We start from the raw sequence: 14716 nt of genomic DNA on the forward strand, positions 1-14716 counted from the left end.
CACCGCTGCGCCGCTTGACTGATCACATGATGACGAAACCGATCCTGGTCCTCGGTGGTACGGGCAAGACGGGACGCCGCGTGGTCTCGCGTCTCCGTCGGCGCGGTTACGAGGTCCGCGCGGCTTCCCGTAAGGGGCCGACGCGCTTCGACTGGAACGACGAGAACACCTGGGAGCCCGTGCTGGCGGGCGTCGGCGCGGCCTACCTGGTCGACTCCATGCTCGACGACGCGGCGACATCGCTGAGTTCGTTCAGCAAGCTCGCCGTGGCGAACGGCGTCGAGCGGCTGGTGCTGTTGTCCCACCGTGACTGGGTGGCGCCCGCCGGTGAGGAGAAGCTGCCCTGCGAGCGCGCGGTGCGGGAGTCCGGCGCACAGTGGACGCTGCTGAAACCGGCGTGGTTCTCGCAGAACTTCAGCGAGGAGGGGTTCCTCCGGAGGCAGATCGTCGACGGCGCCGTCGTGCTGCCGGCCGGGGACGGCGTCGAGCCGTTCGTCGACGCCGAGGACATCGCCGAGGTCGCCGTGGCCGCCCTCACCGAGGACGGGCACGGCGGGCAGGCCTACGAGCTGACCGGACCGCGCCTGCTGAGCCTGGCCGCCGTGGCCGACGAGATCGCCCGGGCCACCGGCCGGGACATCGCCTACCGGCCCGTCCCGCCGGCCGAATTCGCCGCGCAGGCCACGCGGCAGGGCCTGCCGGAGGATTTCGTCGCCCTGCTGACCATGCTCTTCGGCTGGATCGCCGAAAACCGTTTCGCCCAGCTCGCGGACGGCGTCCAGCGGGCCCTCGGCCGCGAGCCCCGCGACTTCACCGACTACGTCAGGGCCACCGCCGTGACCGGGGTGTGGCACGGCTGACCGGTGCTCGTTCAAGACCGTCAGGCCGACGGTTCCTCCCCGGCCGGCCGGGCCGCCAGCCGCAACGGCGGCTCCGGTACGGCCGGGGCGCTCCGCGGCTGCCGCGACCAGCGGGCGGCGATGACCGCGCAGACCATCAGCTGGAGCTGGTGGTAGAGCATCAGCGGCAGGATGACCGGACCGGCCGCGCCGCCGAAGAGCACGGCCGCCATGGGCAGCCCCGTGGCCAGGCTCTTGTTCGAGCCGCAGAAGACGATGGTGACGCGGTCCTCCCGGCTGAAGCCCAGCCGGCGGGCGGCGAGGGAGGTCGTGACGAGGGCCGTGCCCAGCAGGCCCGCCGCCAGGAGCAGCAGGGCGAGCAGCCGGGTGGGCGTGACCTGCTGCCAGACGCCCTGCGCCATGCCTTTGCTGAAGGCGGTGTAGACGACGAGGAGGATCGAGGCGCGGTCCAGGAGGCCGAGCGGTTTCTTGTGGCGGGTGAGGAAGCCGCCGGCCCAGGGGCGCAGGAACTGCCCGGCGAGGAAGGGCAGCAGGAGGTGGGTGGCGATGGACGCGAGGCCCGCCGCCGAGAAGCTGAGGGAGGAGCCGATCAGCCAGGCCGCGAGCAGCGGGGTGGCGGCCATGCCGAACAGGCTGGAGTAGGTGCCCGCGCAGATGGCGGCCGGGACGTTGCCGCGGGCCGTGGAGGTCAGGGCGATCGAGGACTGGACGGTCGAGGGGACGACGCACAGGAAGAGCAGGCCCGTGTGGAGCCGGTCGGTGAGCAGGAACGGGACCAGGCCGCCGGCCGCCAGGCCCAGCAGCGGGAACAGCACGAAGGTGCTCGCCCCGGTCAGCAGGTGGAGTTTCCACTGCCGTAGCCCGTGCACCGCTTCCCGGGTGGACAGCCGGGCCCCGTAGAGGAAGAACAGCAGGCCGATGGCGAGGTCGGCGGCGGTGCCCGCGGCCACGGCGCCCCGCCCGGTCGCCGGCAGCAGGGTGGCGAGCAGGACCGTGCCGAGGAGGGCGGCGACGTAGGGGTCGACCGCCCGCCTCAGCCGGCCCGGTGGGCGCGCCGTCCGGAAGGCCGGCGCCGGGTCACTCATCGTCGCCGGTCTGCCAGGGCGGGTGGCCGACCCGCGACGGGTCGGCCCCGGGCCCGTTCGCGTCCCTGGTCCGTACGTCGATGGCGCCGCCGCCCCCGTCGTGGTCGCTGCCCGCCGTGCCCTTGCCGGCGAGCAGGGTGTTGAGCGTGCGGTCGATCTCCAGCCAGGAGTCCGCGGCGGAGTTGTCGACGACCAGCAGGCCGACGGAGGTGCCCCCGCGGGGTGCCGGCGGCTCCTCCTCCTCGTCGTCGGGGGAGTCGCACGGCGGGGCCGGCGGGACCGGCGGCGAGGGGGTGGCGGCCTGGGCGGCGGCGCCGCCCCACAGCACGCTCATCACCGCGGCGACGGCGACGGACAGGGCGGACGGGCACACGGCCCGGGACCGCTGGGCGCGGTCCCGGCGCCGCCCGGCGCCGTTCCTGAAGGGGTTCGGTGCCATGGAGGGAACCTCGTCTCAGACGGGGGCCGGTTCGAGGTGTGTGCGCCGCCTGCTGATGTTGCGTTCCAACAGCTCGGTGGCGCCGCGCAGTTCGACGCTGCCGGCCCGGCCGGTGTCGGGCAGCCGGCCGTCGGCCGTCTTGAGGTCGGCCAGCGCCCCGTCGATGGCGCCGTGCGCGGCGAACAGGCAGGGGGTGCTGTAGATCGCCACGTCCACGCCGAGGTCGGACAGTTCGGTCAGTGACAGGCGCGGCGACTTGCCGCCCGCGATCTGGTTGAACAGCAGGGGTTTGGTGCCCACGACGGACCGGATCTTCTCGATCCACGCCACGCTGCGCACCCCGTCCACGAGGACCACGTCCGCGTCGGTCCGCGCGAGCGCCTCGGCCCGCCGGATGATCTCCGCTTCTTCCGTGGCGTCCGTACGCGCCACCACGACCAGGTCTTTTCTGCTGCTCAGCACCAGGTTGAGCTTGTCCAGGTACTCCTCCAGGGGCAGGATCAGCTTGCCGTCGGCGTGGCCGCACCGGCGGGGCCGTTTCTGGTCCTCCAGGATCACGCCGGAGGCACCGGCGCGCTCCAGGCGCTGGACGACGTGGCAGGCGACCTCGGGGTCCACGTAGCCGTCGTCGATGTCCACCAGCAGGTGGTGGGCCGGAAAGGCCAGGCGCAGCCGCTCCACGAACTGCACCATGTCCGGCCAGGCGATGAACCCGATGTCGGGCAGGCCGTAATGGGACGCGGCGAAGCCGAATCCGGAGACGAACATACCGTCGTAGTGCTGGGCCGCGATGGAAGCCGAATACATGTCGTAGATACCGATGAGCGGTGTGGTGCGGGGCGACCGGGCCGCCTCGCGCAGAGCGCTGCCGTACTGCATGTTTCTCCCGCCTCCCGGACCCGCGGGGCGCGGGTCCTTGGGGTGTTCTTGACCCGACGGTCCCAGGAAACCAAGAGGGAGTAAAAGGAATCCGGGAAGCAACACCCATTTGAGGAAACGGCGCAGGCCAAGGCGGTTGGTGGGGAAAGAGGATGAGCTGATGGACATACCGCGGAAGTGACGTTTCGGCGGTGCTTCGCACGGGGGCGTAAAGGCGATGAGCTGAAATGCGCCGGAGGCTGCCCGGACGTTTTCGCACGCGGTGCCGCGCCGATCGCGCACGGGGCCGGGCGGAAAGCGCCGGGGCCGCCAAGTGCGCTGTCACAATGGCCGTATGACGGGACGCTGGGAGTTCTGGATCGACCGGGGCGGCACGTTCACGGACGTGGTGGGGCGGCGCCCCGACGGGCGGCTGGTCACCGGCAAGCTGCTCTCGCACCGCCCGGGAAGCACTGAGGACGCGGCCGTCGCCGGCATCCGGACCATGCTGGGGCTGGCGCCGGACGAGCCGGTCCCCGCCGAGCGGATCGCCGTGGTCAAGATGGGCACGACCGTGGCGACCAACGCCCTGCTGGAGCGCAAGGGCGAGCCGACCGTGCTGGTCACCACCGAGGGTTTCCGGGACGCGCTGCGCATCGCGTACCAGAACCGGCCGCGGATCTTCGACCGGCGCATCGTCTTGCCCGAGGCGCTCTACGAGCGGGTGATCGAGGTCCCGGAGCGGGTCGACGCGCGGGGCGAGGTCGTCCGGCCCCTGGAGACGGACGTGGTACGGGCGCAGCTGGCGCGGGCGTACGCGGACGGGCTGCGCAGCGCCGCGGTCGTCCTGCTGCACGGCTACCGCCACGCCGGTCACGAGAAGGCCGTGGCCGCCCTGGCCGAGGAGGCGGGCTTCGCGCAGGTCAGCTGCTCGCACGAGGTCAGCCCGCTGATGAAGCTGGTGCCGCGCGGCGACACCACCGTGGTGGACGCCTACCTCTCGCCGATCCTCGGCCGGTACGTGGACGGGATCGCACGTCAACTCCCCGGCGTACGGCTGATGTTCATGCAGTCCAACGGCGGGCTGCGGGAGGCGGCGCACTTCCGCGGCAAGGACGCGGTGCTCTCCGGACCGGCGGGCGGCGTCGTCGGGATGGCCCGCTCCTCCGCCGAGGCGGGCGACGGGTACGACCGGGTGATCGGCTTCGACATGGGCGGCACCTCCACCGACGTGTCGCACTACGCGGGCTCCTTCGAGCGGGTCTTCGGCAGCGAGGTCGCGGGCGTACGGATGCGGGCGCCCATGATGAACATCCACACCGTCGCGGCGGGCGGCGGCTCGGTGCTGCACTTCGACGGGCGGCGCTACCGGGTGGGCCCCGACTCGGCCGGCGCGGTCCCCGGCCCGGCCTGCTACCGGCGCGGCGGACCGCTGACCGTCACGGACGCGAACGTGATGCTGGGCCGTGTCCAGCCGGCGCACTTCCCGGCCGTCTTCGGCCCGGACGGCGACCAGCCGCTCGACGCCGCGACGGTACGGGACCGCTTCGCGCGGCTGGCCGAGGAGGCGGCCGGGGCCACCGGCGACCGGCGCGGCCCCGAGGAGGTCGCCGCCGGTTTCCTGGACATCGCCGTGCTGAACATGGCCAACGCGGTCAAGAAGATCTCCGTGCAGCGCGGTTACGACGTCACGCGCTACGCGCTCACCAGCTTCGGCGGCGCCGGCGGCCAGCACGCCTGCGCGGTCGCCGACGCGCTCGGCATCGGCACGGTCGTCGTACCGCCGCTGGCCGGTGTGCTGTCCGCGTACGGCATCGGGGTGGCCGACGCGACGGCGATGCGGGAGCAGGCCGTCGAGGCGGAGATCGACCCGGAGTCGGACGCGACGGATCTCGCCGAGGTGCACGGTGTCTGCGACGAGCTGGCCGGCCGTACCCGCCGCGAACTGCTCGACGACGGCGTCCCGCAGGAGAGCGTCACCACCCGGGCGCGCGTGATGCTGCGCTACGCCGGGACGGACTCCGCGATCGGCGTGGCGCTGGACAGCCCGCGGGTGATGGCCGCCGAGTTCGTCCGGGCGCATCGCGCGCGGTACGCGTTCACGATGGACAAACCGCTGATCGCCGAGGCCGTCTCGGTGGAGGCGGCCGGCGCGGCGGGCGGCACGGCCGGGCACGAGGTGCCGACGGGGGAGCGGGCCGGGGCGCTGCGGCCGGTCGCGACGGTGCGGATGTTCGCGCAGGGGCGGTGGCAGGACACCGACCTGTTCGCCCGCGGCGACCTGCGCCCCGGCGACACCCTCACCGGCCCCGCGATCATCGCCGAGGACGACGCGACGACGGTCCTCGACCCGGGCTGGCAGGCGAGCGCGGGGGAGCGCGGCCACCTGCTGCTGACCAGGGCGCGGCCCCGCGCGGGCGGGCAGGCGGTCGGCACGGACGCCGACCCGGTCATGTTGGAGGTCTTCAACAGCCTTTTCATGGCCATCGCCGAGCAGATGGGCGTCCGCCTGGAGAACACCGCCCACTCGGTCAACATCAAGGAGCGGCTGGACTTCTCCTGTGCCCTTTTCGACCACGAGGGCAGCCTGATCGCCAACGCGCCGCACATCCCCGTGCACCTCGGGTCGATGGGGGAGTCCATCAAGGAGGTGCTCCGGCGGCGGCGCGGCGCGGCGGACGGGATGCGGCCGGGCGATGTGTACGCGGTCAACGACCCGTACCACGGCGGCACCCACCTGCCGGACGTCACCGTCGTCACCCCCGTCTTCGACGACGCCGGGGAGGAACTGCTGTTCCTGGTCGCCTCGCGCGGCCACCACGCCGAGATCGGCGGCATCACCCCGGGCTCGATGCCCGCCTTCAGCCGCACCATCCAGGAGGAGGGCGTCCTCTTCGACAACTGGCTGCTGGTACGGGACGGCAGGCTGCGCGAGGACGAGACGCGCGAGCTGCTCGCCGCGGGCCCGTACCCCTCGCGGGCGCCCGACGCCAACATCGCGGACCTGCGCGCCCAGATCGCCGCCAACGAGAAGGGCATCCGTGAGCTGCGCAAGATGATCGGCCAGTTCGGCCTGGACGTGGTGCGCGCCTACATGGGACACGTCCAGGACAACGCAGAGGAATCGGTACGCCGGATCATCGCGCGGCTGACGGACGGCTCGTACCGGTACGAGACCGACGGCGGCGCCGTGATCCAGGTCGCGCTGACCGTGGACCGGGCGGCGCGCGCCGCGGTGCTGGACTTCGCCGGGACCTCGCCGCAGCTGCCCGGCAACGCCAACGCGCCGACCTCGGTGGTGATGGCGGCGGTGCTCTACGTCTTCCGCACGCTCGTCGCCGAGGACATCCCGCTCAACAGCGGCTGTCTGAAGCCGGTGGAGGTGCGCATCCCGCCGGGCTCGATGCTGGCGCCCAAGTTCCCCGCGGCCACCGTCGCGGGCAACGTGGAGACCTCGCAGGCGGTCACCGGCGCGCTCTACGCCGCGCTCGGTGTGCAGGCCGAGGGCTCGGGCACGATGAACAACCTCACCTTCGGCAACGACCGGGTGCAGTACTACGAAACCGTGGCCGGCGGCTCGGGCGCGGGCGACGGCTTCGACGGCGCGGACGCCGTGCAGACCCACATGACCAACTCGCGGCTGACCGACCCGGAGGTGCTGGAGTGGCGCTATCCCGTGCGGGTGGAGAGCTTCGCCGTACGGGAGGACAGCGGCGGCGACGGCCGGTGGCGGGGCGGCCGGGGCGCGGAGCGGCAGTTGCGCTTCCTGGAACCGGTGACGGTGGCCCTGCTGACCAACCACCGGCGGGTCCCGCCGTACGGCATGGCGGGCGGCGGGCCGGGCGCGACCGGCGCCAACCTGATCCGGCGGGCGGACGGTACGGAGGAGGCGCTCCAGGGGTGCGACGTGGCGGAGATCGGCGCGGGGGACGTGCTGGTGATCCGGACGCCGGGAGGCGGGGGGTACGGGGAGCCGGACGGGTCAGCCGGAGGCACGTGAGCGCCGGGGGACGAAACGGACGGGCGTGCCCGGTGCGGCCTGCGCGGCGGCGGCGAGGAAGCGCTCCGGGACGACACCGACGACCGGGTAGCCGCCCGTCGTCGGGTGGTCGTTGAGGAACAGCACCGGCAGGCCGTTCGGCGGCACCTGGAGCGCCCCCAGCGGCATGCCCTCGCTGGGCAGTTCGCCGTCCTTGCGCCGCTCCAGCGGCGGGCCCTCGGTGCGCAGCCCGATGCGGTTGCTCGCCGAGGAGACGCGGAAGCGCCCGGTGGCGAGCGTGCGCAGGCCCGCCTCGGTGAACCAGTCGTCGCGCGGCCCCAGCACGCACGGCAGCACCAGCTCCGCGAGCGGGAGCCCCGAGCGCGGGACGGCGTCCACGTGGGCGGGCGGGCCGTACGGGGCGCCGAGGGGCAGCACGCCGCCGTCGGACAGCGGCGCGGGCCCGAGCCCGGAGAGCAGGTCGGCGGCGCGGCTGCCGAGCACCTGCTCCGCTTCGACGCCCCCGGCGAAGGCGAGGTAGGAGCGGAGCCCGGCGGTGGCCGGGCCGGCGTCCAGCACCGCGCCTGCCGGGACGCGTACCGGCGCCCCCCAGGGGGCGGGGCGGCCGTCGACCGTGACCGGGCAGGGCGCGCCGGTCACCGCGGCCACGGTGTCCGTGCGGACCCGTACGGCGCAGCCGGTGAGGGTCGTCTCCAGGGTGGCGGCTTCGTCCGGGTTGCCCACGAGGCGGTTGGCGAGCCGGTGGGCGGGCTCGTCCAGGGCGCCCGCGCGCGGCACGCCGAGGTGGGCGTGGCCCGCGCGGCCGAGGTCCTGGACGGTGGTCAGGGCTCCGGCGCGTACGACGCAGAAGGCGCGGTCGGTCATCGGGCCTCCTGGGATGATTCCGCTGTTACCGGTACGAAGCGGACGCGGGTGCCGGGGGAGAGCAGTGCCGCCGGATCGCGGTCCGGGTCCCACAGGTCGACATCGCTGGTGCCGATCAGCTGCCAGCCGCCGGGGGACGAGCGCGGATAGACGCCGGTGTACGGGCCGGCCAGGGCGACCGAACCGACCGGGACCTTGGTGCGCGGCGTGGCCCGGCGCGGCACGTGGTGGCGCTCCGGCAGCCCCGTCAGATAGCCGAAGCCGGGGGCGAACCCGCAGAAGGCGACGTGGAATTGCGTACCGGAGTGGATACGGACCACCTCTTCCGGGGTGGTGTCCCACAGGGCCGCGACATCGGCGAGGTCGGGGCCGTCGTAGCGCACCGGGATCTCGACGGCGGGCCGGTCGTCGGCGGTGACCGGGGCGACGTCCCAGCCGGGCAGTTCGGCCGCCAGCCGCGCAGGGTCGGCCAGTCCGTCGAGCAGGACGGTGCGGGCCGCCGGGACGATCTCGCGGACCGCGGGCAGGGTGCCCGCGGCGGCGCGGCGCACCAGCTCGGCGTGGAAGGCCTCGACCGCGGCGGCGTCGTCCAGTTCGACGAGCAGCCCGTTGTCGCCGACCGGCAGCGGGCGCATCGGCAGCCGCGAGCGGCCCGCCGGGGCGCGGCCGCCGGGGGCGGTGCTCACGCGAAGCTGCCGATCCGCACGCCGGCCGCCGTCAGCTCGTCGCGCACCCGGCGGGCGAGGCCGGCGGCGCCGGGGGTGTCGCCGTGCAGGCACAGCGAGCGCGCTTCGGTCCGTACGGTGGTGCCGTCGACGGCGGTCACCGTGCCCTCCGTCGCCATGCCCAGCGCGCGCTTGACGACCTCGTCCGGGTCGTGGATGACCGCGCCCGGCTCGCGGCGCGGGAGCAGGGTGCCTTCGGGGGTGTAGGCGCGGTCGGCGAACGCCTCGCCGACGACGGGCAGGCCGACGCGGCGGGCCGCCTCGTGCAGTTGGGAGCCGGGCAGGCCGAGGATGGGCAGCGGGGTGCCGGCGGTCCGTACGCCCTCCAGGACCGCGGCGGACTGCGCCTCGTCGTGGACGCAGCGGTTGTACAGCGCGCCGTGCGGCTTGACGTAGCCGACCCGGGTCCCGGCGGCGCGGGCGAAGACCTCCAACGCGCCGATCTGGTAGGCGATCTCGTCGGCCAGCTCGCGCGGCGGTACGTCCATGGCGCGGCGCCCGAAGCCCGCGAGGTCGCGGTAGGAGACCTGGGCGCCGACGACGACGCCGCGCTCGGCGGCCAGCTCGCACACCCGGCGCATGGTGCTCGGGTCCCCGGCGTGGAAACCGCAGGCCACGTTGGCGCTGGTGACGACGGACAGCAGGGCCTCGTCGTCGGTGAGCTCCCAGCGCCCGAAGCCTTCGCCGAGGTCGGCGTTGAGGTCGACGAGGGGGGTGGTCACCGGGTCGCTCATAGAAGTCGCAAGTCCGTTCCGAAATGGCCCCACGGGGCGGGCGCGCGGGCGCCGGGTCACTGGCTGGAGACCGGCCGGCCCGTATCCGTAGTGGCTCTCCTCAGTGGCTCTTCAGCTGAGGGCACTCGGGCCGGCCGGTGGTGAGGCCAACGTAAGCGATCGTTCAACGATCCGACAAGGGGTGTGTTGTCTCGTTCTGCCATCTGGGATTGACTGCCGCTCACAGCAAGCGCGGGGCGAAAGCGGGGACGGCGATGGCGGGCGGGATGACACGGGGCGACCGGCACAGGCTCGCCGAGGTCTCGGAGCTGGCGGGCGACCGGGTGCTGCTGGGGCGCTCCAGTACCGCGGAGCGGGTCGCCGACATTCTCCGGGACCGCATCACCGAGGGCTACTTCCCACCCGGGGCGAGACTGTCCGAGGAGAGCATCGGCGGGGCCCTGGGGGTCTCGCGCAACACGCTGCGCGAGGCGTTCCGCCTGCTCACGCACGAGCGCCTGCTGGTGCACCAGCTCAACCGCGGGGTCTTCGTGCGCATCGTGACGGTGGCGGACCTGGACGACATCTACCGGGTCCGTACGCTCGTGGAGTGCGCCGCGGTACGCAGCCTGGGCGAGCCGCCGCATCCGGTGGAGGCGATGGAGGCGGCCGTGGTGGCCGGCGAGACGGCCTTCGAGGAGCGGGCCTGGCGCGACCTGGGCACCGCGAACCTGCGCTTCCACCAGGCGGTGGTGGGCCTGGCGGGCAGTCCGCGCACCGACGAGCTGATGCGCGGGGTGCTCGCGGAACTGCGCCTGGTCTTCCACGTGATGGACGATCCGCGCCGCTTCCACGCGCCGTACCTGACCCGTAACCGGCAGATCCTCGAAGAGCTGGAGGCGGGGAACGGGGGCGAGGCGGAGCGGCTGCTGGAGTCCTATCTGGAGGACTCGCGGGCGCAGCTTTCCGGGGCGTACGCCCAGCGCATCGCGGCGCAATAGGGCGCACCGGAGCAGCTGCTTTTCGCTTCCGCCAACCCCTTGTCGGATCGTTGAACAATCGCCTAACCTCCTCGCATCCTCCTCACGGTCCGCGTGGGGTCCCGTATGCGGAAGGCGGACCCATGATCGTGCTTCTCGGCGTGCTCGTGGTCGTGGTCGGCTTCGCCACCAAACGCAATGCCCTGCTGGTCGTGGGCGTGGCGGGCATCGTCACCGGCCTGCTCGGCGGCCTGTCGCCGCAGGAGGTCCTGGCGGCCTTCGGCACCGGCTTCGCGAGCAGCCGGGCGGTGACGATCTTCGCGATCACCCTGCCGGTGATCGGCCTCCTGGAGCGCTACGGCCTCCAGGAGCAGGCCCGCCGGCTGATCGCCCGCTTCGCCAAGCTCACCACCGGCCGGTTCCTGGCCCTGTACCTGGCCATGCGGCAGATCGGCGCCGCCGTCGGCCTGACGCACGTCTTCGGGCACGCGCAGACCGTGCGCCCGCTGGCCGTGCCGATGGCCGAGGGCGCCGCCGAGCGCAAGCACGGACGGCTGACCGAGAAGTCCCGGGAGAAGGTCCGCTCGTTCTCCGCGAGCGCCGACAACGTGGGGCTGTTCTTCGGTGAGGACGTCTTCCTCGCCGTCGGCTCGATCCTGCTCATCACCAGCTTCGTCAACACCACGTACAACACCCACCTGGAGCCGCTGCACCTGGCGCTGTGGGCCATCCCGTCCGCGCTGTGCGCCTTCGCCGTACACGGCTGGCGGCTGCTGCGCCTGGACCGGTACCTGGAACGCGAGCTGGTCGCCGCCAACATCGAGCCCGTCGCCGAGGGAGCAGCCAAGTGATCAAGGCAGAGTGGTTCTACTGGCTCGTCGGCCTGAGCTTCCTGGTGATGGCCTCCCAGATGCTCACCGACCGCAGCAACCCCAAGCGCTTCGGCACCACGGCCTTCTGGGGCCTGCTCGGCGTCGGCTTCATCTACAGCAGCTGGGTGGTCGAGAAGAAGGCCCCGGCCGAACCGCTGGGCGCGGCCGTCCTGGCCATGGTCGTCCTGGCCGGCTTCGGGTTCACCGGACGCGGCACTCCGCGCACCACCACACCCGAGCAGCGCGAGGCCAGCGCCCTGAGGCTGGGCAACCGGCTCTTCGTGCCCGCGCTGGCCATCCCGGCCGTCGCCCTGGTGTGCGCCGTCGGCGTCAAGAAGCTCTCGATCGGCGGTGAGCCGATCCTCCAGGAGGGCAGCGAGACCATCCTCGGGCTCGGCATCGGCGCCGTCGTCGCGCTCGTCATCGGCATGATCATGCTGCGCGAGAAGCGGATAGCGGTGCCCGTACAGGCCGGGCGCTCCATGCTGGAGGCGATGGGCTGGGCGATGCTGCTGCCGCAGCTGCTCGCCACCCTCGGCACCATCTTCCAGCTCTCCGGCGTCGGCACCCAGGTCGGCAAGCTGGCCACCTCGGTGCTGCCGAAGGACTCCCTGTACATCGCGGTGATCGTCTACTGCGTCGGCATGGCCCTGTTCACCGTGATCATGGGCAACGCGTTCGCCGCCTTCCCCGTGATGACCGCGGCCGTCGGCTGGCCCGTGCTCATCGAGCACTTCCACGGCCAGGCGCCCGCCGTCCTCGCCATCGGCATGCTCGCCGGGTTCTGCGGGACGCTGGTGACCCCGATGGCGGCCAACTTCAACATCGTCCCGGCCGCGCTGCTGGAGCTGAAGGACCAGTACGGCCCGATCAAGGCCCAGCTGCCGACGGCCGGCGTACTGCTCGGCTGCAACATCGTGGTCATGGCCCTGTTCGCCTTCTGACCACACGTACCGCACGACACGAACCGCACGCGGACCAGGGGGGCATCGCGTGGTTCACCGACCGTAGGGAATGCCATGGCGCCCACGACGCGCATCCTGCTCACCGGATTCGAGCCCTTCGACGGCGAGAGCTCCAACCCCTCCTGGCAGGCCGTGCAGGCCGCCGCGGCCGCGCCGCCCGCCGGCCTGGAGATCGTCACCGCCGAACTGCCCTGCGTCTACGGGGCCTCGCGCACCGCGCTGCGCGAGGCGGTCGCGGCCCACGACCCCGACCTCGTCCTGTGCGTCGGACAGGCGGGCGGGCGGCCCGACCTGACCGTGGAACGCATCGCCGTCAACATCGACGACGCCCGCATCCCCGACGTCTCGGGCGCCCAGCCCATCGACGAGACGATCGTCCCCGGCGGCCCCGCCGCGTACTTCGCGGCGCTGCCGGTCAAGGCGTGCGTGGCCGCCGTGCGCGAGGCCGGGCTGCCCGCCTCCGTCTCCAACACCGCGGGCACCTTCGTCTGCAACCACGTCTTCTACGACCTGATGCACCTGATCGCGACCGAGCGGCCCGCCCTGCGCGGCGGCTTCGTCCACGTGCCGTACGCCCCCGGACAGGTCACCGGCCGGTCGCTGCCCTCACTCCCGGTGAGCGCCGTCGCCGAGGGGCTGCGTGTGATCGCCGCCACCGCCGCGCGTACAAATGTGGACATCAAGGCTGTGGGAGGTGCCACACACTGACGCTCGGCCCCGTGCCGTTTCGTCCGTTGTCAGTGTGAGCGCCTACTCTGTGCGACGTGACTTTTCCTGCCCCGGGGACCGCTGCGTCCCAGCTCAACGGGCCGGCCCGGCCCGAAGGCCCGTCCCGGCCCGCGCCGGGCCCGGCCGCCGACGAGGGCCTGGCCCGCCGGCTGCGCGCCCTCGCGTGCACCGCGCCGCTGCACGACCTGGACGCGCGCAAGGCCAACCTCGCCGGTGAGTACGGGGTGTATGCGATGGCGGAGGTGGCGCTCGCCGCCATCGACCTCGTCACCCTCCACATGGACTTCGACACCGGCGCCGACCACGAGCAGATAGTGGCCAGGCTGCTCCCGCGCATCGCCGCGCAGACCCCGCGGCGCCCCGCGGCGGAGCACGAGCGCGTCGCCCGCTGGGTGCTGGAGAACCTGATCAACGTCGGCAGCGTCGACCGCGGCTTCCGCGCCGTGTACGGCACCTTCGGCCCCGAGGGCGAGTACGTCCGCCGCGACTACGACTTCAAACTCATCGAAGAGGTCCCGGGACCGGGTGGCGGTGTCTACCTCCGCACGACCGACGAAGCGGTCAACGTCCTGGTCGGCGCCCTCGACACGGACGTGACGAGCGCCCAGATCGCCGCCGAGGTCAAGCTGGAGGTGCTCATCAGCCGCGGCCGGCTGGCGGACGCCCAGCTCGCCGCCGAGCAGGCCCGCTACCGCACCGTGCAGTACGCCGAGACGCTGCGCCGCACCCTGGACGCCACCCGCCGCAACGTCCGCGCGGTGGACTGGCTGCGCGCCGTCCCCGACATGATCGCCGAAGCCCTCGACCACGTGGCCGACCGCTACCGCCACGAGAACGCGATCCTCACCAACATCCGCAAGGCCCGCGACGAGACCGAGGACCAGGAGAACAAGCGGCGCGCCGCCGAACTGGTCGACATCGTCAAGGACTGCATCCGCCGCCACACCCAGCTGCAGTCCCGGCTGCTGGAGGCGGGCCCCCTCTTCCGCGCCGAGCAGGACCGCCAGGCGTTCGCGCCGCCCGCCGGCCGCTCCGGTCTCGACCTGTACGGCCAGCTGGTCGCCCCCCTCCTGCCGCTGCCCGTGGAGCAGGCGGGCCGGGTCACCGACGCCTTCTTCGCCCGCGGCACGGGCTTTCGCACGGGGACTTCCGTACGGCTCGGCGACCTCGTCGGCCTGCTGTTCCAGCCGCCCGTCGAGCGCGAGCACCTCGGCGCCGAGATGCCCGAGCCGGACCTGATCGCCACCCCGGACGACAGCCGCTTCTCCGAGGAGCAGCTCGAAGCCGCCCAGACCCTGCTCGACCTGCCCGCCGACGCGCCCCGCCGGCTCTCCGGCCTGCTCGCCGAGGCCCGCGGCCAGGGCGACCCGGACCTGGCGTACCTGGTCGCCCTGCTGGCGGTGCACGCGGCCAGCCCGCCGGTCGGCACGGCCTACCGCCAGGGCGAACAGCATCTGCTCTTCGCCGTCGACGACGGCACCGTGCTGGAGGACCCGGAGTTCGGCGGCGCCGACCTCATCGTCGGCAAGGCCCTCCTGGACGCGGCGGGCATGGCGGCGGACCGCTCGGAGGTGGCGTGATGCCGGCGGCCGGGCGGGGCGCGCGCAGGACCCCATCAGGAGGGTG

13 protein-coding genes are annotated in these 14716 nt (G+C 73.2%); 7 read left to right on the top strand and 6 right to left on the bottom strand.

What is annotated here, in order from left to right:
- Positions 1-26 precede the first annotated feature (26 nt).
- Positions 27-860 carry an NAD-dependent epimerase/dehydratase family protein gene (locus tag ACFV57_RS32840; RefSeq protein WP_385239691.1) on the top strand — a complete coding sequence of 278 codons (834 nt, stop codon included), beginning with the start codon at positions 27-29 and terminating at the stop codon, positions 858-860.
- Positions 861-880: 20 nt separating this feature from the next.
- Here ACFV57_RS32840 and ACFV57_RS32845 read toward each other — a convergent pair whose 3' ends face one another.
- The 3 genes from ACFV57_RS32845 to ACFV57_RS32855 are packed head-to-tail and all read right to left on the bottom strand — an operon-like array spanning position 881 to position 3263.
- Positions 881-1945, bottom strand: a complete 1065-nt coding sequence (locus ACFV57_RS32845) for a bile acid:sodium symporter family protein (RefSeq protein ID WP_385239693.1) — start codon at positions 1943-1945, stop codon at positions 881-883.
- On the bottom strand, positions 1938-2384 hold the full coding sequence (locus ACFV57_RS32850; RefSeq protein ID WP_385239695.1) for a hypothetical protein: 447 nt from the start codon (positions 2382-2384) through the stop codon (positions 1938-1940). The genes ACFV57_RS32845 and ACFV57_RS32850 overlap by 8 nt, the downstream gene beginning before the upstream one ends.
- A 15-nt stretch (positions 2385-2399) precedes the next feature.
- Positions 2400-3263: an oxaloacetate decarboxylase gene (locus ACFV57_RS32855; protein ID WP_385239697.1), complete on the bottom strand. Its 864-nt coding sequence runs from the start codon at positions 3261-3263 to the stop codon at positions 2400-2402.
- Positions 3264-3597: 334 nt separating this feature from the next.
- Here ACFV57_RS32855 and ACFV57_RS32860 point away from each other — a divergent pair, with 334 nt between their 5' ends.
- On the top strand, positions 3598-7242 hold the full coding sequence (locus ACFV57_RS32860) for a hydantoinase B/oxoprolinase family protein (protein WP_385239699.1): 3645 nt from the start codon (positions 3598-3600) through the stop codon (positions 7240-7242).
- On the opposite strand, the gene ACFV57_RS32865 is transcribed toward ACFV57_RS32860, so the two are convergent.
- The 3 genes from ACFV57_RS32865 to ACFV57_RS32875 are packed head-to-tail and all read right to left on the bottom strand — an operon-like array spanning position 7225 to position 9565.
- Positions 7225-8106, bottom strand: a complete 882-nt coding sequence (locus ACFV57_RS32865) for a biotin-dependent carboxyltransferase family protein (protein ID WP_385239701.1) — start codon at positions 8104-8106, stop codon at positions 7225-7227. The genes ACFV57_RS32860 and ACFV57_RS32865 overlap by 18 nt on opposite strands.
- Positions 8103-8741: a 5-oxoprolinase subunit PxpB gene (gene pxpB, locus ACFV57_RS32870; protein WP_385239761.1), complete on the bottom strand. Its 639-nt coding sequence runs from the start codon at positions 8739-8741 to the stop codon at positions 8103-8105. The genes ACFV57_RS32865 and pxpB overlap by 4 nt, the downstream gene beginning before the upstream one ends.
- A 47-nt stretch (positions 8742-8788) precedes the next feature.
- Positions 8789-9565, bottom strand: a complete 777-nt coding sequence (locus ACFV57_RS32875) for a LamB/YcsF family protein (protein ID WP_385239703.1) — start codon at positions 9563-9565, stop codon at positions 8789-8791.
- Positions 9566-9819: 254 nt separating this feature from the next.
- Here ACFV57_RS32875 and ACFV57_RS32880 point away from each other — a divergent pair, with 254 nt between their 5' ends.
- The 5 genes from ACFV57_RS32880 to ACFV57_RS32900 all read left to right on the top strand — a co-directional run bounded on the left by ACFV57_RS32880 (position 9820) and on the right by ACFV57_RS32900 (position 14670).
- Positions 9820-10545: a GntR family transcriptional regulator gene (locus ACFV57_RS32880; protein ID WP_385239763.1), complete on the top strand. Its 726-nt coding sequence runs from the start codon at positions 9820-9822 to the stop codon at positions 10543-10545.
- Positions 10546-10667: 122 nt separating this feature from the next.
- Positions 10668-11375 carry a DUF969 domain-containing protein gene (locus tag ACFV57_RS32885; RefSeq protein WP_385239705.1) on the top strand — a complete coding sequence of 236 codons (708 nt, stop codon included), beginning with the start codon at positions 10668-10670 and terminating at the stop codon, positions 11373-11375.
- The gene (locus ACFV57_RS32890; protein WP_385239707.1) at positions 11372-12340 is read left to right on the top strand and encodes a DUF979 domain-containing protein; all 969 of its coding nucleotides are present in this window, start codon (positions 11372-11374) and stop codon (positions 12338-12340) included. Before ACFV57_RS32885 ends, ACFV57_RS32890 begins: the two co-directional genes overlap by 4 nt.
- 75 nt (positions 12341-12415) lie before the next feature.
- A complete protein-coding gene (gene pcp / locus ACFV57_RS32895; RefSeq protein WP_385239709.1) occupies positions 12416-13069 on the top strand; it encodes a pyroglutamyl-peptidase I in 654 nt (217 codons plus the stop codon).
- A 56-nt stretch (positions 13070-13125) separates the two neighbouring features.
- Positions 13126-14670, top strand: a complete 1545-nt coding sequence (locus ACFV57_RS32900) for a hypothetical protein (RefSeq protein ID WP_385239711.1) — start codon at positions 13126-13128, stop codon at positions 14668-14670.
- The last annotated feature ends 46 nt before the right edge of the window (positions 14671-14716 follow it).

The organism is Streptomyces sp. NPDC059788 (genome assembly GCF_042732265.1).
GTDB lineage: Bacteria > Actinomycetota > Actinomycetes > Streptomycetales > Streptomycetaceae > Streptomyces.